Source organism: Rhodopirellula sp. J20-39 (genome assembly GCF_057365095.1).
Genome location: NZ_CP195123.1, coordinates 4375293 through 4394919 on the forward strand (window position 1 = coordinate 4375293; position 19627 = coordinate 4394919).

A 19627-nucleotide genomic window follows, 5' to 3' on the forward strand; every position below is an offset into this window, starting at 1 on the left:
CGTCGATCGTTTCAGTCGGGTAACGTCTAAAATCACCCGGTCGCGACGAGAGATTCTCCATTGTCAAAACGCCCGACTTCGCGACTCGGGTGCATTTTTTTGTTATCCCACAATTTACGGTAGGAACCGACCAAGAATGTCGAAATCGTGAGCCGTGGCAAGCAATGGCACAGAACAATTCAACGTTCCCGCGTTGAGTGACGAACGGATGAGTTGTACGAACCGCACCATCACGAGCAATGTGGCAATTTCCTTTTCCGCATCGTGGGTCTTGTTTTCATAAATTTTGTTTTCCATGTACCAGCGGAAGTCGTCTTGCGTTTGTTCGAGTCCATCGAGCCTGAATTGATCCCATTCAGGCGACGTCCAGTCACAAAGCCAGTCGAGACCATCTGGGTCGTCGGAGTATTCGGTGTACGCGAACGAGTCGAAGTACCAACGATCGTAATTGATGTCGAATCCATTCATTTCGAGGCAGACGGCGCGAACGTCGAATTGGGATTGGCACGTGGCGCCAAATTTATTGATGTGGGCAATTACGTCGCGGGGCGAGTTCGTGAAGTGCGAGTCTGCGAGCGACACAAAGCGATCAGAGCCAGTGGCACGCAATCGCGATTCGAGATCAATGGCAGCACCGTCCACGTCGTTAGAACGCAGGTAAGTGTCAACGGTTTGCCAGAGGTCTACGTTCACGTGTCAATGCTCTCTGGGATAACGGTAGCGATAACCGGGGAAGGGTGATCGTAGCGGAGGCGGGTAAAATGCCGAAGGCAACCCGCCGTAGCGGAGAGCACACTTCCTCCGGTTCATCGCAATCGTTATCCGCCGTCTTACGTAGTGCGTTGGATAGAACAGCCAGAAGTGCCGACTGATCGCGTTCCTCGCTGGTTTACGGGATCGCATATTCAAGATAGGATCGGATCAAGTACGCGACGAGGAAGATCGCCAGTATCGTCGCGAAGACAAGCAAGATACCGCGCACCCAGTGCCCTTGGAGTGAAAGCGCGGCGGAATACAGGGATGTGGCGAATGCGCCGAGGCAGAAAAGTACTCCCGCCATAGCGGCGAACACAATCGGCGTTCTACTTGGGCTGCCAATGTCGGAAAGCGATTTAAGTGTAAGTGAGGCAACGACTGAACCGCTTCCAATGTAGAAGATTGAAGCAACGAGACATGCTGCCGCAGCTAGAAACCGCCAGCGTGAAAGGCTGCCAAGTTCAGGGTCACGAGGAGAGTCAGCGTTCGCGAAGGGGTTCATATTTTCAGTCGGATAACGTTACGCATCAGCGGGCGGCGGGAGTTGAGCCACCACTTGTAAAACCTCTCCACCGCCGCTCCGTTGCATGCGATGGTTACCCGTCCTTGTTGGAGCGAGGTATTAGCCACCATGCGATTGTGTTCAGCGCCCGTCGCTCATAGCTACCATCATCGTATTGTAACGCTAACGTATCGCACGTCGCAATTACGATCTCGGCACCGTAGACATCCGCGAGGAAATTTGGCATTTCCTCAACGCTCAGGTTCCACGTCGACACTATCTGGCGCAGTACGTACTCGATCGGCAAAGCACAGTCAGCTATGACCTCAGGTAGAAACCGAGAGCAATCCTGTTGAGCTGCGAAATCGTTTTCACTCGAAAACAAATGAAGAAGTACCCCGAGTCGCTCATGGCTTGGAACCGCGTCGAACCGTTTGTCGAGCATCGAAGCTCGATGTGAGTTCATTGGTTTCCTAACTGCATCGACGAAGTCCTGTTGTTTCGGCGATAGAGTCATCACTTCAGTCGGGTAACGCCCGGCGTCACCGGGCGGGGAGAGTAAAGTTGTCCATTTCAAATTCGGTCGCAAGCCCCGCTCCGTGTGCACGCCATGGTTATCCGTCTGATTCCTCTCTTCGCCAAGGAAGATTCAGCGGCCAAATGACAACGGCGAAAATCTGTAGCAACGCGTTCCCCAGTCGAGACCAAATCGTAACAGATGCAGGATCGAATGGCCATAAAGACCGGAACCACAGTCGGTTAGTCTTGCCTTCGCAAAATTCATCAAATTCGCCCGAGAAGCAATTCTCGTACTTCTTGCCGGTTTCCGCATGTCGGATCGTAAAACCGACGTGATTCCATAGTTCGGGTGTGCGAAGTACGCGCTCCGCACGTTCGTCAACGGCCCGCACGGTGTATTCGCACCAGAACATGTCGCCCCATGAAGGCTCCAGCAGTTCGGCCTTGATTTGATCGTCAACCAGCAGGTGAAAACAAACACGCTCGGGCGGCCATTCATCCATCATCTGTTCGCGTCGATTTCAGCCGGATAACGTTAGAAATCACGGGGAACGGGCGAACAACATGCAAGCACACGAAAAAACGGACCACCCGTTCTCCCGTGCATTTCATGGTTCGCCACGGTTTGGGTTTTCTAATGCGGGTGCACCGCAAGCCACGCAGTACGTTGCGTTTGGAGTTCGCAGTAGTTTACTACAGCCCGAACATGGCGGACCATAAACCGAAAGCCGATGGTGATAGATCGGGTTTGGTGACGTCTCAAGAACGCCAGTGAACATTTCAAAACCCGCAATCAAGTGCCATAGGCGTTGTGCCATGGGTGGCGCACTCGTATCAACGGGTCGCGGTGGTCGCAGCCCGAGGCGTTTTGCGTCGGCCGCAAGTTGTCGCATCGGCGCACGATGGTCATCGTGTAGCAATGAGTGTGCGGTTTGAAGCACCGACCATTCGGAGTCTTCGAGCATCGGGTATTCGATGCCGCAACGCCAACACCAAGTTTCAATCATGGGAGATGTATGACTTCAGTTGGCGAACAACCACGTTCACCGGGCAACGCGGACCGTCGGCGTAGGCGATACAATGCCGAAGGCGATCGCCGAAGCCGGCGGGCCGCGTTGCTCCGGTGCAACGACTCGTTATCCGACGTCAACTTTCGCCCCGTTGGCTCTGGGTCGGGCTGTTCCATGCTATGAGATATACTGATGGGACGTACGGTAGATAGACCACGAAGACTTCACCAACCCTGTGGATCAACTGCCTCGAACCGGAGATGCAAACCCCATCCGTCTCGAAGTCGAAAGTGACTCGGCAAATATGGTGACCGAGAAGCTCCACCGTGGGCGAGGAGAGTTTTCTCTCAATACCGAAATGAAGTAGAATCAGTAGCTTCGTAGCACGGAGAGCGATAAACGCGATCGCGACGTTCACGCAAGCGATTGAGAACTTCTCCGAATCAGGCCCAAGAAATCCGGGCACGGCAAGTCCAATGACTCCGCTGAACAGCACACCGAAGCCGCCGAGCGTCCATAGATCGTCACGAATCAGCCGCCAGAACATTGTTGCAAAAAATTAGTTCGGATAACGCCAGCGATAACCGGGGAAGTGTGATCGTAGCGGAGGCGGGTATAATGCCGAAGGCAACCCGCCGTAGCGGAGAGCACACTTCCTCCGGTTCATCGCCATGGTTATCCGCGATAGTTGCCGTCCTTTGTTGGAAAAGACAGGAGGACAGTAAGGCCTAGCATCAACAGGGGTGGTATCGCCACATCGAGATGGTTTTTTAGAAAACGCGGTTGGAAGCCTGGTGTCGCGACATCGTTCGCAACTTCCCAAAAAAGCAAGGTCGCGGTAAAGGCCAGAGCTAGTAGCAAAAGAACACGCCATCGCGACACGTACGAAATTACCGCGATCCAATACACCCCGCACTCGATTACCTTCGCAGCAATTACGGCAGCGGGACGTTTCAAGCCGAGCAAACTGTCGAGAGTGCCGGTTTGTCGAGAACCAGACAAAATGCACCCGAGTGTGAAAAGGCCGGCAAATCCAATAAGCAAGGTCACGAACACTCGCCCCGTCCAGATTCGATTTGGCGTGCACTCTTGTTTGGCAGTACGTTCTACCACGGTCGTTCCAGGCCGATACGGATCAGGATCTTTCATCAAAGGTTTCTTCAGTTGGATAACGCCCAGCATCACCGGGCAGGGGTGGCGTAGTGGAGGTGGTAGAATGGCGAAGCCAACCACCGGAGCGGAGACACACCTGCTCCGGTGCATGCAATCGTTATCCGCCAGCAGGAGCGGAGAGCAAACTCGCAGGGGCGTGGCTATGATCCATGTACGTCAAGCACGACAAATACAAAATGCAGCACATAAACCGCCGAGGCCAAAGGCGGACCAAAGACAACAGGAAAAGCAAACAGCCCGTTTCGTCCTGCTGTCAGCGAACACATCGCAGCACAGCAAACACCGACCATAGCGTTCGCGGCCGGGGCCAAACATATCGCCACGAACAATGCCATGTACCCCGGGTCGGACCGCGCAAGACCGACAGCCTCGACGGCAACAAAGAACGACAGGCCGGCCGACACGGCAAACGCAAACAAAGCACCGGTCGTCGCCCACGCACCAGTCGACGCAATGGACGGTGAGGCTTCCGGGCCGGCGAATCGTCAATTGGTATCGTGTATGGATTGCGGTCAGTCACGTCAAAATTTCAGTCGGATAACGATTGCGATAACCGGGTGGCCGCGGTTGATCTTCCATTTGTAAACGCGCTACCGGCCACTCCGCGTTCATCGCTTAGTTACCCGCGATTTGCCGCAAGCCGAGAAATCACCCGTCGCCGGCACAAGAGCCCAATGTACAGGAACGAGGAAAGCGAGAAAACAACCCCCATGATAACGCCTGGATTCTCGACCGCCCACGACTGTGTCAGGATCGGCACGAACGAGGTGACAAAGCGAACAATGACAACCGAAGCCACAACGGCAAGAACCCACAGTGCATACACTGCGAGTCGAACGATGCGTGTTCCGGGAACACCATTCGGCGTATGCGGCAAGTCCCGTCGTGACGATGATCGCGATGCCCATTACGTTGCCGATCGGATTGTCGAGTGGATGAAACGCATTCGACCACAATTCCGGCAGTGTCAGGAGAGCACCAAAAACACACAGCCCAAGCGACACCATCCCGTAGCGCGACACCTCTCGATGCTCATCAAGTCGAGAATTCGGCGGCGAGTAGGGATTCGTCATTCTTAGGTCGGGTAACGCTAGCGGTCACCGGGTAGGGGTGATCGTAGCGGAGGCGGTAAAATGGCGAAGCCAACCGCCGTAGCGGAGAGCACACCTACTCCGGTGCACCGCATTGTTCGCCGATTCGGGCTGGAGACCACGCACCGTATTGGCAACATTGACTCCAGGCGTTGAATTATAGCAGCACAGTGTCAGGCGTTGGACAATCAACAGCCTGGGATCGAGTGTGAGTTACCGGCCGTCGGGCTCGTTCGGGAATTGGATCGAGTATGGCCAATCCCAGCCTGGAGGCCGCGCACCAATCGCAGTCGGCAGACCGACGGCGGATATCAGCGGTCGGGATCGAGCATCGAATTTCAGTCGGCGAACGTCTACGATCAGCCGGCGGCGACGGAAGATCTTCCATTTTCAAAACGCCCGACTTCGCCGCTCGGTTGCATCGTTTTGTTCGCCGCCTTTCTCGGAAGTGGCCGGGCTGTCTGGGAACGCTGCCTGCACGGCAGGATCATTGAGAAGCCGGATCGACCAAATGCCAAACGGGATTCCAAGCAGAGCGAACGGCGTCAGGCCGGGAATACAGGACAGTATAGCTGCGGTTCTACCAGCGTGGTACGACTCAAGGTGCCCCATTTTCGCAGCACCGATTGCGATGGCAATCAAAAAGACGAAATGGATTAACATCCCAACGAGCGGAGGAATCGCACCGCCGATCGGTTCGCCGCGGAACGCCACGACGATGACAGAGACAATAGCAATTGCCGGGAAAACGGATTGAATCGATGCCATGATGAGCAACGCCGTCGCTGGTCGCGACAGTCGTGTGCGCACCTCGTCGTGTTCTCGGTTGGAATCACGAGCGAGGCTAGATGATGTCGGTGATTGGTACGGGTTTGTCAATCAATCGCCCAATGCACGGCAAGTATTGATTCAGTCGGCGAACGTCGGCGATCAGCGGGCCGGGAGAGTTGGCTTTCCATTCGTGAAACCTTGCAAGCCCGGCTCCGTTGCATCGCATGGTTCGCCGCACGATTCACTTTGAACCATGGAATTGTAGTGAGATCACGAAATGGTTGGTGGCTGCATTGTACACGCCGTAGAGTTTTGGGAACCGAGTTCCGTATCCGAACATCACATCTGGCGGTTGATCTGGGGAGGATTCCGGCAGTTTGATCTCACGATTCTCCAAGTAGGCAAGGATGTCATCACGGTCGGCGAGTTTCGCACCGTTTTGGGACAGTGAAATCTCTGCGCTATCGCAAAACCTTACGACGGAACCGTGGGTTGCAGTTCCAGCAATGACAAAAGTTCCGCCACCATGCGGATGTTCGTAACCGTGGAAATTGGCGGGTTCGATAAACACCAGTTCGGATAGGTTCTCTCCAACGATCGGGATGTCGTTCGGAGTTGTCGCGTCACCACCGTATCGAGAACCAGTGGCATGATAGGCAAGCCAAGCAAGCAGCGCGATGACGAAAACGACGGTCGCGGATTTGCGCATGTGTCAGTCTAGAGCTTGCAGTCCATGGTCGGCGAACGTTGCGGATCACCGGGCGACGGGAAACCGCGTTCTTGTAAAACGAAAAACCGAACCACCGTCGCTCCGTGTGCATCCGATGGTTATCCAGATCCATGGACTAGATGTAGCCCAGGATGAAATCCGGTAGTTGGCCCATTAGTCCGCCAGTCACGACCGCGATCGCACCGCGCCAGTATCGTCCCCGCCAGATTAAGGTCGACGCAAAAATCCACATCAAAGAAGCAACCACTGCGATGGGAAAGCGAATCAGGGGGCCGTAAACTCGAGGATCAGCCATGGGTGGCGGGTTTGGCGAAACCAGGAGCATGTAGACGATATAGGTAAGCAGCAGGACGCTTCCGAGAAAAGTAATCAAACCAATAGTACCAAAGAATCCTGCCGGAATCACACGGAACCGGAATCTCGTGCTGCGTTCTGGGACGTCCGGTGAAACGATCGCGTCAGGCGCATCGTAAGGATTCGGTTTCAAGTTTGGCTCATGTTGAATCAGTGAGGCAGTATATCGTCAGCCGGATAACGCCAAGGTCACCGGGTAAGGGCGTTCGGTGAAGTTGGAATGGGGAAAAAGACTGACGCCCTTACTCCGGTGCACCGAATTGTTCCGCATCCGAACCGGCAGTCAGCATGGGGACATGTCTGTTTCGGAGCTTGCATTGTAGCAGCATGGTTCGAGCCTGTGCCGAGCATGGAATCGATGACGGTCAACGGCGTTGAGCTCCGCGTTCGGCTTGGCGGTCGAATACGCCCATCCGAGCATGGATCGAGCATCGGAATCATGAGCCTGGATCGAGCATCGGGATCACCGGGCTGGATCGAGCGCACCAATCACCACGAATGACGGAGCGTGAGGTTTTGGTCGACTGCGGAACGCTAGCCGTAACCGGGTCGCGTCGAAAGAGTTTGCCATCGCCAAAACGCGCTACACGCGACTCCGGTTCACGGCATGGTTATTCGCAAGTCTGGGGTTCGCCAGCCGATCAGACCACTACGATTTGATAATCGAGCGCATTTGCACAGCGATCCACGATCGCCCTGGCAGTGTCTTCGTGCTGTCGCGAGTGATAGCCGATCAACGGCCCCGTGTTTGGTTGAAGCATAAATGAAATGTAGGAGTCGTCGCCGGGACCATCCGCAATCGTAACGCGGAACGATTGCTCCCGTCCAGCCATTGCGTCATCGATAATGTTCTGGGGTGCTTTGAGTTCGATAAGTTTTGCAATCATGTCACCAACATCATCACTGCCTTGATCGGCGTCAGCGTCAACGTTGTCAAACTCATCTCGAAGCCGCTCGATCACCCGGGTGCACGTCAGGAAATCGCACCCATCTCGCGGTTCTAGTCGGTGTGCCATTGGAGATTGCCGCGAGGGCCATTCTTGCGTTATTTGGGGAAGTGAGATGATTCAGAATCGAATAACGGGAAGCATCTGCGTGGTGGCGGAAACGAGATTTCCACTTGTTGAAGGTCTTCACCGCCACTCCGCAGCATGCATTGGTTATTGCGTGCGGGGCGGAATGGCCGGGCCCCGTCAGAGAAATTAAAATTGTACGACAGGCCGGATGGCGAAACAACAAAGTGGGAAACGATGCAAAAGCCTACCGCGTCGAGAAGACGACAAATGAAGGAATGATCGAGCGGCGTTGCGAATGCAATAGTGGGTGACCGGTGATTGCCAATCAAACGTGAAGCCAACAAAAGAAGCTTGAGAATCAACTCGGGTGCAGGTGCAAAGCGTCGCGTTCCAACCAGCATGTTCCGTCAAGCGATTCGCGATCAACCAAAGGACGCGACGCAAGGCATCAATGTGCGAAGCGGTTCAAACGTCGTCGAGCAGTCAAGCAATCCATCGCAATAACGTCTAAGGTCACCGGGCCGGCCGGGTTGGTTTTCGACCAGCGTTTCTGGTTGCTTGCCGGCTCCGGTGCACCGCTTGGTTATTCGTTCGGGTCTAGACCAGAAAAGGCCGATGGCAGGAGATTGAATCGCGTCGAAGGCAGTCGCATCTTCCGTCGGGCCTGGAATCGAGGGTGGGTGTGGGGATTCCTGTCTGCGGGCGATGCCGCAATGGCTATATCGAAGCAGTGCTGACGATGACGTTGTGGAGCAGGCAAATTATTGAGAGGCAATTTACGACTCAGTCGAATAACGACCGCCGTCACCGGGCACGGAGAGACGACATTCCATTTGAGAAAACTTGCAAGCCGTGCTCCGTGTGCACGGCATGGTTCCCCGCGATTATGACGTAAAACTCTGGCGCACGGTACATCGTCGCCCCAAAGCAGTATTCCAGAAGCAGAACTCGTATCCGATCCCACCCATAGGTCCGACACCAACGATTACTTCGATGTGGAAGCAACTCTCAGACTCCGCCACCTTCTCGACCGTAACGTAAAAATGTCCGTCGTACCCAAATTCCTCGAACACGCTGCGGTAGTTCCCAACATATTTGATGTCACCAAGGGAGCGTTCGAAGTCAACCGGGCGCGGGACTTTGCAATCAACGAACGATATTACCGGGGTGTCATTCCGAATCTGCATAAAGTTTTGTGGAGGCAGGTCGCAATGGTCGATTGGGCGATTTTGGAGTGCCCATCGGGCAACGTCCTCAACCGCGACGTCAACCTCGGCTTGTTCGTATCGAATTGGTAGTCGCGCAAGCAGGAGTAGGACGACAGCCGCGAGAGATCCAATTGCAAACGGTTGCCAGTAGCGAGCAACGAATTTCACGCGAGAAAACATTCATCCGGGGAACTACTAAGTTATCCCCTGCTCGGCAGGGGGTAAAACCTCGTTTTAGCTTTTATCACGTTACTGAACAAGCGATTTGAGCGTTATCCCTCGACTCAAAGCGAATGTACACCTACATTCGCTCGGTTCGCCATTTTTCACTCGGACCGGGGGATACTGCCATGTCGATTGCGAGATTTGAGCGTGAGGTGCTGGGGGATCGGCTCGACGAAAACGACCAAACGTGGTTCCCGCGTTGGCTGCGGCGGTACGCAATGAATTTCCGAAAGGGGTTCGCAGACGACTTGCCTGTTACCCGTCATGCGGTGGTCAAGTATTCGCGAGATCTGCTAGCAAACGGAGCTCCAGCCTGGCAGCGGTACCAGGCAGTGCGGGCGGTCCAATTTTATCGCGACTTCGTGCTCGAGCGGTCTGCGCCGGAACTGTCAGACATTGTTGCGACTCTGGCCAAACTCGGACGCCAAGAACGAAACATTGCACTGGAGGCTCCTCCAACGGCGGAGGAGCTCATCCAACTACGCGGCAACATCGATCGCGGCGAGCCGCCATTCATCCAAACGATGCGTGGTGAGATGCGAGTGCTGCACTATTCCATGGCGACAGAGAAGGCTTACGTGCGGTGGGTCAAACGATTTGCTGGCCACGTTGGGTCTTCCGAACTGGAGCAATTCAACGAGAATGATATCGGCGCGTTCCTGACTTCTCTGGCGGTTGAAGGGAGCGTTTCGGCGAGCACCCAAAACCAAGCCCAATCGGGGCTGTTCTTCTTCTATCAATGCGTGCTCGGCAAGCAACTTGGTTTCGTCAACGCGGTTCGCGCCAAGCAAAGCGATTCGCTGCCGGTGTGGTTCAGTCGACAAGAGATCGAGGCCCTGTTGGAGAATTTGGTGGGGGTCCATCGCCTGATGTTCTTGTTGATGTACGGTGCAGGCTTGCGACACAAAGAGTGTCGGCGGCTGCGAGTCAAAGACGTCTGCTTCGATGACGGGCACATAGTGGTACGTGATGGCAAGGGCGAAAAGGACCGGATCACTTTCTTGCCCGAACGCGCGGTTGAAGGATTGAAAAGCCAGATTGAGATCGCCGCTCAGTTGCACCGCATTGATGTCTTGGAAGGTTACCCGCAGGTGTATCTGCCGTATGCGTTAGCGAGAAAATACCCGAATGCATGCCAGGAACTTGCGTGGAAGTGGGTCTTTCCATCGCGACAAAGATGTTTTGATAAGCGAAGCGGCCAGACGTGGCGTCATCATATCGCTGAGCAGCAGTTCGCCAACGCACTGAAGACCGCCCAGCGACTGGCCGGCATTCACAAAAATGGTGTGCCGCATAGCCTAAGGCATAGTTTCGCGACGCATCTGGTCGAGGCGGGAACGGAGATCCCGACGGTTCAAAAGCTGATGGGGCACAAGGATGTCGAGACGACCATGAGGTACGTGCATGTGACTCACCAACTTGGACGCAGCATCCAAAGCCCGATGGATACGTTGAATCTTGAACCTGACTCAGGTGAATGATTTTGGGTGCGTTTGGCGAGCGGTGCTTGCTTGTGGAAAAGCAAACTTGCATTAACCGCGAACGCGTTCTTTCGGTGCATTTCCTGGTAACTGCAAGCTAGTGCCTGGTGGATGTTAGGAGAAGCTGTTGCTGCGTGTCCTTTGGTTTCCCGTTGATCGTGACCGTGCCCAGTGGGAGTGCCCTGTAGGAGTGCCCAGTGAGAGCGCGGACTTCGTCTGCTTGGGTGACTTTCTTCCGGCAACGCGGTGTTGCCAATCAGTGCCCCTGAGCTTTCAACGCGGTGGATTATCTCCGATCCGCTGTCGCGGTGCAACTTTTTTCTAGTGATCTTTGCGTGCGTGTTGGAATTGGAGTGGCAGGCAGACTGAGCGGGTTTCCGATTCGCAAGTGCTTCATCCATATTCAACCTTGGGGTGTAGTGGGCGAGGCGACGTGCCCGTCTGGTTGGTGAGTGGATGGGATTCGTCGCCTCATCCACTACGATCAACCCCAAAATGAAATGTAGCCGAAGCACTAGTGCGGGGAGAATTTTGGGCGATTGCGTGCGGGTTGTGGGGGTGATGTTTTTCGTGGATTGGTGTCGCTGACCGAGGCTCTCGGCCAGGAGCGGTGGGTGCCGACTGAGAGGCCTCAGTCGGTTACGTGGTGGGGCGGGTGCCGACTGAAGGGCCTCAGTCGGTTACGTGGTGGAGTGGATAGCAGCGGACAGTTGAGTGTGGCTGCGCAGTTAATGGTGGTGGGGTGAGGTTAGTGTTGCTGACCGAGGCCCTCGGTCAGGGTGACCAAGCAGCGACTGAGAGGCCTCAGTCGCTTACGTGGGGTGGTGGGTGGCGACTGAGGGGCCTCAGTCGGTTACGTGGTGGAGATGAGGTGGCTTGAGGGGGGCGTTGGGATTTGTTGTCTCATTCACTACAAGCGGGATCGGATGTTGGATGGGGTTTGCAGCGTCCGGCGGGAACAGGTGGGGGTGGTTGCTCGCTGAACTATAGCGATGTGCTGCTTTTCAGGACTGGGATGAGCAGCGCCATCACGACGGCGAGAACGAGGATCGCCATCACTAACAACATGATCGGTTCTAGCAAACGTACGAACAGATCAAGCCGACGAAAGGTGCGTTTCTCTAACGAATCGGCGATTTCGGGAAGGACTCGGTCGAGCGAGTTACTCTCTTCACCAACACGGATCATCTCAACGACCGCCATTGGGAAATAGCCGGAGTCCCCCAAAGGTTTTGCGAGACTCTCGCCGCTGCGGATGTTTTCGGTAGCGTCGCCAATCGAACGACTGAGCAAGCGGTTTCCCGTCGCCGATCGGCTGATGTCGAGTGACTTCAAGATTGGAACTCCGTTGCCTAACAACGTTCCTAACACGCGGCAAAAACGGGCCACAGAAAGGTTCATCAAGATCTCGCCCAGCACCGGGATTTTCAACTTCCAGTGATCCGCTCGGTCCATGCCCGCATCCGTTTGCAAGTGCATGCGAATCGCAAAGAATGCGACCACCATGGCGGCCAGCATGAACAGCCCGTACGCCTGCAAGAAATTACTGAACGCCAGCAACCACTCCGTCATCGCGGGCATGTCACCATTCTTCCGCAAGCGATCGAACAACATGTCGAACTTGGGAACAAAGAAAACCAACAAGCCCGTTACGACCACGGTTCCAACGGCGAACAAGAACGCGGGGTACGCCATCGCACTGACTGTTCGCCCTTTGAGGTCTTCTTGCAATTCGGTGAAGACGCCGACACGGTCCAACGCGTCTTCCAAGAAACCGCCTTCCATACCGGCTTTGACCATATTGACGCCCATTCCGCTGAACACGCCTGGGTAACGACTCATCGCATCGCCCAGCGGCTCACCATCTTCAACGCGAGTTCGAATGTCGGTCAGCACTTCACCAAGCACCGGCGCGGTAGACTGGCTTCCCAGCAACGTCAATGACCGAATCATGGGAACACCACTGCGTAACAATGACGCTAGTTGGGTGTAGAACACCGCCATGTTTTGCCCACTGACCTTTTTGCGTTTGGCGCCGAAGATCCGAACCGAGTTGCTGGTCTTTTCTTCGATCTTGGTCGGGAACAGATCCCGGCTGCCTAGCAACGATGACGCTTCACGGGAGTTTGCCGCTTCGATCAAACCCGATACGATTTTTCCGGCCGTGTCGCGTGCGGTGTATTGAAAGGATGGCATCAGGGCGTTAGTCGCTGGTGGTCAGATGATGAAATAGGACGAAACGTCGACCCGACAAATAAAGTACCGATTGAATCCGAACCGTGTAGTTTACCAATCACGGGTTTTTGCATCGGAGCGTCTAACAATCAACCAAATGTGTTCTGGCTCGATGCTTAAGCAGCGTTTCGAGGACAGATGCCGATTGTCGATCATACCGTCGCAAAGAAACGGTTTACGTGAAGTCGGTGAGTTAAAGAGCTTCGCCCTTCGTAACACGCAATACTTCGTCGATACTGGTAACGCCGGCAACCGCCTTGTCCCACGCATCCATCCGAAGTGTTCGCATGCCCTCAGCGACAGCGGCCCGGCGAATGTCCCAGCTACTGGCACGTTGTTGAGCGAGTTCACGAATTGGTTCGCTACTAACGAGCAACTCATAAATTCCCAGTCGTCCGGCATACCCCACCTTGCGGCATTCTCGGCAGCCCACGGAGCGATACAACGGCTTGCCATCAAGAGCTTCCCAAGGGAAATCCTTCGGTAGTTCATCCTGTTCAGGCTGGTAGGCCTCTTTGCAGTGCGTGCACAGTCGCCGCAACAATCGCTGAGCCATGACAGCTTCCACCGTACCAGCGACCAGGAACGGTTCAACGCCCATGTCGACCATCCGCGTGAACGCGCCGGCGGCGTCGTTGGTGTGCAGCGTGCTGAACACCAAGTGACCGGTCAGCGAAGCTTGGGTGGCGTTTTCAGCGGTTTCCAAGTCGCGAATTTCCCCAACCAGGACGATGTCAGGGTCATGCCGCAAGATACTTCGCAAGGACGCCGCAAAGGTCAGCCCGATCTTGGAGTGAACTTGAATTTGGTTAATGCCATCGAGTTGATACTCGACCGGGTCTTCGGTTGTGATGATCTTGTTTTCGGGACTGCGGATTTCCAACAGGCTACTGTAAAGCGTCGTCGTTTTACCGCTACCCGTTGGCCCGGTGACCAACACGATCCCGTGTGGCACACGGATCAACTGTTTGAATCGGTTGTAGATTTCCGGCGACATGCCGAGACCTTGCAAGTCAAACTTCATTGATGACTTGTCGAGCACACGCATGACCAAGCCTTCGCCGTGAATCATCGGGATCACGCTAAGCCGGATGTCGACCTCTCGACCGTGCACTCGCAGTTTGATTCGACCGTCTTGTGGCAGTCGCTTTTCGGCGATGTTCAGCCGCGCCATGATTTTCAGGCGACTGATGATCGCAGCCTGGAACCGATTGATTTCCGGCGGGACGGGTTGCGGGTGCAGGATACCGTCGATGCGGTACCGAATCACCAAACCGGTCGATTGCGATTCAATGTGAATGTCACTGGCACGCGAATCTACCGCTTCAATCAGGATTTCGTTAACCAGACGAACCACCGAGGCTTCTTGAGCCTGTTCACTCAGTTCGCTGCCGTCGGTTTCAATCCCATCGAGCAGTTCGACTTCGTCATCGCCGGCAGCAGCAACGAGTCCTTCAACAGTTTCGCTACCGACGCCCAGGTGCTTCTTAACCAAACGGCTGATTTCGGCACGCTCGGCGATCACCGGCGTGACGGTCTTGCCGCTGGCAGCACAGGCTTCGTCGAGTGGATACAAATCAAATGGGTCCGGCGTCGCGACCCGCAAACAACCGTCTTCCCAGCCAATCGGGAATAGCGAATGGCGATAGATCAACTTCTGAGGGAAGCCCTCTAGCGCGGACAAATCGATTTCGAAGGTGCGTAGGTCGACGAATTCCAAACCGACCTCATCGGCGACCGCCTGCAAAGCGTCTCTTGCAGTGACGTATCCCAGCGATACTGCGTTGTCGACGAGCGTTCCAGATTCACCACCGCTGCTTAGCTGAACTTGTTCGGGGCTAAGTAGCCCCCGACGTTCTAGGATTTGACCGGCATGCATTATCGTTGTCCTCCACGTCCGCCGCCGCCACCGCCACCGCGTGTAGTGCCGCCCCCGCCTCCGCCGCGAGTTCCGCCGCCACCTCGGGTTCCGCCACCGCGTGTATCACCGCCACCGCCGCCGCGACCGGTGTCACCACCACCGCGTTGCCGGAAAAAATCAATCCGACGTTGGATATCTTCCGCGGATGACCGTGCCGCATCTGAACTGTTTGAGCTCGACGACGAAGATGTGGAGCTCGACGAGGTCGTAGTGGAAGACTGTTTACCGAGCACGCTATCCAGTGCGGCCTGCAGAACTTCGGGTTTCAGGTTTCCTTGCATTGGAATGACCTGAACGCTTTGTTCGCTTTCCATACCCTGACGATCCAATTCATGTACCAGTGTTTCGACGGCCGCGAAATCTTGCGGCGTGGCAGTCACGACAAGCGAATTGCTGCGTTCGTCGACTGCGACAATGATCTTACTCGCTTCGCTCTTTGCTGTGGTAGTGTTGCCACCTCCACCTCCGCCGCCACCGCGACCGCCTCGGCCGCCGCCGCGCAGAGCTTCGATAATGTCTTGCGGATTCGCACCGCCACCACCGCGCCCACTTTGCTGGGCTTGTGCGGTCTTTTCACCAAAAACGGACTTAACAATTTCGGCAACCGCCGAAGCCTCTTGATAGACCACGGGGATCAGGCCTGGACGAGCGATCGTTTGGATGGTTTCGGGGCTTTCTTGCCGATCGATTTCTTTCAGCACTGTGCGAATGAAATCCATGTCCACTGAAGGTGCCTGAACGATCAAAGCGTTCAAGCGATTATCGGGAACAATGTTGACGCTACCACGGCTGGTCAGGATGGAACGGGTGTCCGACGTTTCACCGCCGCCACCACCGAAACCAAGCAGTCCACCCAGCATTCCTCCGCCCAATCCGCTAACGACATCGTCGGCAAGCGAACCGGCTGAACCACTGACGTCGGCACCGCCCAACACGCCCGCGACTAGCTCCGCAGCAACATCGGCTTTGATGTATTGCAGCCAGAAAAGGGTAGGCAATTCTTCCGTTGAAGCGTTTGCCGTTCCTAGTGAGTTGATCAGTTGTTCGAACATGTTCAAAGCCGCTTGATCGCGAGACGCGATGACCAAACCGGCCGGGGTTACCTGAACAATGATCTCGCTGCCTCGGTTGGAATCGACGGCGTTGTCGTCGCCGGCCGTTTCGGGATCCGCATTGCGACCGTCATAGCGAACGCCTGAATTCAAATCGGAGTTCTGCCAAACGAGCGTTTCTCGAATAGGAGAAACGGAGGAAAAATCATCGCCGCCGATTGAGACAGGTTCCTGAGTACGAGCGGGTGCTCCGGAGTCCTCATTCACGTTGTCTCGAGCGGGCACGATCACGCGGATGTGATTGCCACGGCCAGTAAGCGGCCACAGGTTTTCTATCTGACGAATCGTTTCGTTTGCCGCCGAGCCAGTGATGGGCAGGATTCGTACGTTTTCGCCGAGTCCGCCAGCCAACGGGTCGTTCTCGAGCTCTTCGATCAATCGTTTCACCGTCGCGATTTGATCGACCGTTCCGCGTACCCATAGTCGTCCGGTTTCAGGATCACCATCAACGACGGGGCCGTTGCCGAGCCCGCCTTCGCCGATCCCGAAGAACTTATTGATCGTCAATAACGCTTTGGCGGGCTGCAGTCGCTTCAGATCGATGATAGCGAAGTCTTCGCCGGTGCCTTCCATTTCCTTAATGGTCGCCGCGATTCGGTTATGGGTTTCAGGACGAGCCAATGCGACGATCGCTTTACGCTTTTCGTCGATCGCCAAGCGAACGTCCGGCATTCCGCTGAGCAAGGTTTGCAGCACGTCAAAAACGCTGAGTACTTCGGCAACCTTTACCACGTGAGTCCGCAGTTCCGGAGTCGCCAATTCCTCCGTTTCCCCTTCGGCTGCGCCGGGAGGTGCCGTGTCGGCTCGCTCAACGACCGTTGTCAACAGATCCAACTTGGATGGATCGCCGGTTGCGAAAATCTGATCGCCATAGATTGAAACTGAAATGCGGATTTGGTCGTTCGCGTTCGTACCGGGTTCGAGCGCCAACAAAGGGCGAGCGATCTCCAGAACTTCTTCCGCCGCGCGATGCTTCAGCGCGATTTGAATCACACTCGACTGCGCTTGAGTTGCCGCCGACAGGACCTGTTCGATCACCTTCAGCTTGCCAATCGTTTCGGTCACGATCACTTGGCGCGCACCACCGAGAACGTTGACACGCCCCCACGGACCAATGATTTGGGACAATTCTTCACGAGCATCTTCCGGCGAGATTCCGCCTAGGGGGAACACGCAACGCACGATGTCACTATCGCCACGTGAATCGAAAGCTTCGGGCGTGACCAGTTCGGCCATTTCGCTGATCAATTTTTCAGCGTTGTCGGCTTCCAAGTCGACCAACAACAACATCCGTCCGCGACGAACGACGGCCCAACCACGATCAAGCAACAAGCGGTTGATCAGGTCGAGCCCTTCCGCGACCGTGTAACGTTTGCTGGGGTCGGCGAAATTGACAGTCCCCAGAGGAGGTGCGTCCATCTGGAGGGACAAGTCGGCTTGCTCGGAGAACCAACGTAAGACGTCGCCCCAAGAGGCACCGGCGAAGTTGAACTGCAGCAACTTGTCGCTGACCGCTTCAGTGGTCTCCGCTTGAGTAGCTTTTGGAGCGACTGGCTTTACGGGAGTCGAAGCGACGGGTGCCGGCTTCGTCGTTTTGGCGGGCTCTTGCGATTGGTTTTGGACCGGAGTCGTTTGTGCGGCCGCCGAAGCTACCGGCTGAGCGGCTTTGGGCTGAACGGTTTGAGGCTGGGCGGATTCCGGCTGAACGGATTTTGGCTGGGTAGTTTCGGCCTGAACGGCTTCTGACTGGGCGGTTTCGGGTTCAGCTTGCGTCGGTTGGGCTTGCGTCGAAACGGTCGAGGTTGACTCGGTTGAAAGTTGCTCTGGCTTCTCTTCAGTACCGGTCGCAGTCGCATCCGTTGCCGGGGCGACGGCGGATTCAGCCGATGCTGGTTCGGTTTCAGACTGGGCCGCCGCGGCTGGCTCGACGCCTTGGGCATGCCCCATCGTCGATAGGCAAACCGCTGACGCACAGATGATCGCCGTCAACAATGAACGGCGCGATCCGCGGGCAATCCGTTGGCCTAAATCAGTCTGACAATCGACCATCAGAGGGCGATTGGCGGAATTCGACGTCCAAGTAGTGATCGGCGTCATATTGCAAGCAGTGAAAAGCATGAAATCTAGATGGTTACCGGCTGATAAGTGGAACCGCGAGGAGGGTCCCAAGGACGCGGCGAGAGGCCTGGTCGATTGGGAGAGGCTATTCTAGTTGCGGTTCGAAAATTGCCCATTTAAATCAACCCCGACGCCAACCAAGAGTTTCGCTCTCGTTCGATTCTGCGGTTTGAAACGGTTCAGGTCGCGACGGATCGCCTGAAACGTTGACTTCGAGGGTAAAATCACTGGTTTTAGCAGGCCGAAACCTCCATCGAACCCGCCATTGTCCGGGTGAAGTGGCAAAGCGAGTCCCTTGCGCCGAAACGGTTTTCGTGACACAATTGGGCTTGGGCCGCCTACCCACCCGACGCCTGCTGATTTCATTCCCGGTTAGGCGATCGCCCCGCTAATCAATCGCTCCGCTGATTCCATCCTGACGATCATGACCTCACCAGCCGGATCCCCACCATCGCCGTCCACGCCCCTTGCGGGGGACACCAGACCCGTGTCCACGGATCGCCCCTTTCGCGTGGGCAATCACGAATTGTCCAGCCGTTTGATCGTGGGAACCGGTCGTTACGACACGATGGATCAAATGCGAGATTCGTTGATCGCATCGGGTAGCGACTGCGTCACGGTAGCGGTTCGCCGCGAGCGACTTTACGACCGCAATGGCCAGAACATTCTGGACTTCATCGATACCGAGCGTTACACGCTGCTTCCCAACACCGCCGGTTGTTACACGGCGACGGACGCGGTCCGAGCAGCCAAGCTGGGACGCGAAATTCTACGCACGCTTGGAAACCCCGGTGCTGACTGGGTGAAATTAGAAGTTCTCGGCGATTCCAAAACGTTGTTGCCGGATCCGGTCGAAACGGTCAAGGCTTGCGAGCAGCTCGTCGAAGCTGGATTTTCGGTTTTGTGTTACACCAGCGATTGCCCCGTGACGGCGTTACGATTGAAAAAAGTCGGCGCCGCCAGCGTGATGCCCGCGGGCAGCCCCATCGGCAGCGGCCAGGGAATCCTGAACCCGGTGAACCTGAAAATTATTCTCGAGTATTTAAAGGACGATGACGCGGACTATCCCATCATCATCGACGCCGGCGTCGGAACAGCCAGCGACGTTGCGATCGCGATGGAGTTGGGCGCCGATGGAGTGCTGATGAACACGGCTATCGCACACGCTCGCGATCCCATTCGGATGGCGAAGGCGATGAAGCATGCTGTGATTGCGGGATACGAAGCTGCCCACTCGGGACGCATCCCACGCCGGTTGTACGGCACCGCAAGTAGCCCGACCGAAGGCGTCATTAGCACGCGGCCCTACGGAAGCACAGCCGGGCAATAATCAACGAATTCCGGCAATAGGTGCATCTCAGCAATAAATGCAACTCAGCCGGTTTGCCAAAACCGTTCTCTGTCC

Annotated in this window: 16 protein-coding genes; 4 read left to right on the forward strand and 12 right to left on the reverse strand. The window is 55.7% G+C overall.

All coding sequences use genetic code 11. The features are described 5' to 3' along the window. Positions 1 to 114: 114 nt before the first annotated feature. The 9 genes from ACR3ZL_RS15960 to ACR3ZL_RS16000 all read right to left on the reverse strand — a co-directional run bounded on the left by ACR3ZL_RS15960 (position 115) and on the right by ACR3ZL_RS16000 (position 7922). A complete protein-coding gene (locus tag ACR3ZL_RS15960; protein WP_473652125.1) occupies positions 115 to 693 on the reverse strand; it encodes a hypothetical protein in 579 nt (192 codons plus the stop codon). A 196-nt stretch (positions 694 to 889) separates the two neighbouring features. Beyond that, the gene (locus ACR3ZL_RS15965) at positions 890 to 1258 is read right to left on the reverse strand and encodes a hypothetical protein (protein ID WP_473652124.1); all 369 of its coding nucleotides are present in this window, start codon (positions 1256 to 1258) and stop codon (positions 890 to 892) included. A gap of 94 nt (positions 1259 to 1352) precedes the next feature. Further along, positions 1353 to 1505 (reverse strand): hypothetical protein, encoded by a 153-nt coding sequence (locus tag ACR3ZL_RS15970; protein ID WP_486172769.1) that lies wholly within the window; start codon positions 1503 to 1505, stop codon positions 1353 to 1355. Positions 1506 to 1872: 367 nt separating this feature from the next. Further along, positions 1873 to 2283: a hypothetical protein gene (locus ACR3ZL_RS15975; RefSeq protein WP_473648442.1), complete on the reverse strand. Its 411-nt coding sequence runs from the start codon at positions 2281 to 2283 to the stop codon at positions 1873 to 1875. Between the two features lie 1179 nt (positions 2284 to 3462). After that, positions 3463 to 3936, reverse strand: coding sequence for a hypothetical protein (locus ACR3ZL_RS15980; protein ID WP_473652123.1), 474 nt, complete (start codon positions 3934 to 3936; stop codon positions 3463 to 3465). Positions 3937 to 5441: 1505 nt separating this feature from the next. Further along, the gene (locus tag ACR3ZL_RS15985) at positions 5442 to 5819 is read right to left on the reverse strand and encodes a hypothetical protein (RefSeq protein WP_473652122.1); all 378 of its coding nucleotides are present in this window, start codon (positions 5817 to 5819) and stop codon (positions 5442 to 5444) included. A 244-nt stretch (positions 5820 to 6063) separates the two neighbouring features. Then, positions 6064 to 6531 (reverse strand): hypothetical protein, encoded by a 468-nt coding sequence (locus ACR3ZL_RS15990; RefSeq protein ID WP_473652121.1) that lies wholly within the window; start codon positions 6529 to 6531, stop codon positions 6064 to 6066. Between the two features lie 136 nt (positions 6532 to 6667). Further along, entirely contained in the window at positions 6668 to 7039 is a 372-nt protein-coding gene (locus ACR3ZL_RS15995) for a hypothetical protein (protein WP_473652120.1), read from the reverse strand. 508 nt (positions 7040 to 7547) lie between these two features. Continuing rightward, positions 7548 to 7922, reverse strand: a complete 375-nt coding sequence (locus tag ACR3ZL_RS16000; protein ID WP_473652119.1) for a hypothetical protein — start codon at positions 7920 to 7922, stop codon at positions 7548 to 7550. Positions 7923 to 8273: 351 nt separating this feature from the next. Here ACR3ZL_RS16000 and ACR3ZL_RS16005 point away from each other — a divergent pair, with 351 nt between their 5' ends. The 3 genes from ACR3ZL_RS16005 to ACR3ZL_RS16015 all read left to right on the forward strand — a co-directional run bounded on the left by ACR3ZL_RS16005 (position 8274) and on the right by ACR3ZL_RS16015 (position 10836). Further along, the gene (locus ACR3ZL_RS16005) at positions 8274 to 8426 is read left to right on the forward strand and encodes a hypothetical protein (RefSeq protein WP_473652118.1); all 153 of its coding nucleotides are present in this window, start codon (positions 8274 to 8276) and stop codon (positions 8424 to 8426) included. A 539-nt stretch (positions 8427 to 8965) separates the two neighbouring features. After that, positions 8966 to 9220, forward strand: coding sequence for a hypothetical protein (locus tag ACR3ZL_RS16010; protein WP_473652117.1), 255 nt, complete (start codon positions 8966 to 8968; stop codon positions 9218 to 9220). A gap of 260 nt (positions 9221 to 9480) precedes the next feature. Next, the gene (locus tag ACR3ZL_RS16015; RefSeq protein ID WP_486172770.1) at positions 9481 to 10836 is read left to right on the forward strand and encodes an integron integrase; all 1356 of its coding nucleotides are present in this window, start codon (positions 9481 to 9483) and stop codon (positions 10834 to 10836) included. A gap of 984 nt (positions 10837 to 11820) precedes the next feature. Here ACR3ZL_RS16015 and ACR3ZL_RS16020 read toward each other — a convergent pair. The 3 genes from ACR3ZL_RS16020 to ACR3ZL_RS16030 form a co-directional block, all read right to left on the reverse strand. After that, the gene (locus tag ACR3ZL_RS16020) at positions 11821 to 13032 is read right to left on the reverse strand and encodes a type II secretion system F family protein (RefSeq protein ID WP_473652115.1); all 1212 of its coding nucleotides are present in this window, start codon (positions 13030 to 13032) and stop codon (positions 11821 to 11823) included. A gap of 232 nt (positions 13033 to 13264) precedes the next feature. Next, positions 13265 to 14950: a GspE/PulE family protein gene (locus ACR3ZL_RS16025; protein WP_473652114.1), complete on the reverse strand. Its 1686-nt coding sequence runs from the start codon at positions 14948 to 14950 to the stop codon at positions 13265 to 13267. Further along, positions 14950 to 18201, reverse strand: a complete 3252-nt coding sequence (locus tag ACR3ZL_RS16030) for a secretin N-terminal domain-containing protein (RefSeq protein ID WP_486172771.1) — start codon at positions 18199 to 18201, stop codon at positions 14950 to 14952. The genes ACR3ZL_RS16025 and ACR3ZL_RS16030 overlap by 1 nt, the downstream gene beginning before the upstream one ends. Positions 18202 to 18709: 508 nt before the next feature. Here ACR3ZL_RS16030 and ACR3ZL_RS16035 point away from each other — a divergent pair. Further along, the gene (locus tag ACR3ZL_RS16035; RefSeq protein WP_473652112.1) at positions 18710 to 19552 is read left to right on the forward strand and encodes a thiazole synthase; all 843 of its coding nucleotides are present in this window, start codon (positions 18710 to 18712) and stop codon (positions 19550 to 19552) included. Positions 19553 to 19627 lie beyond the last annotated feature (75 nt).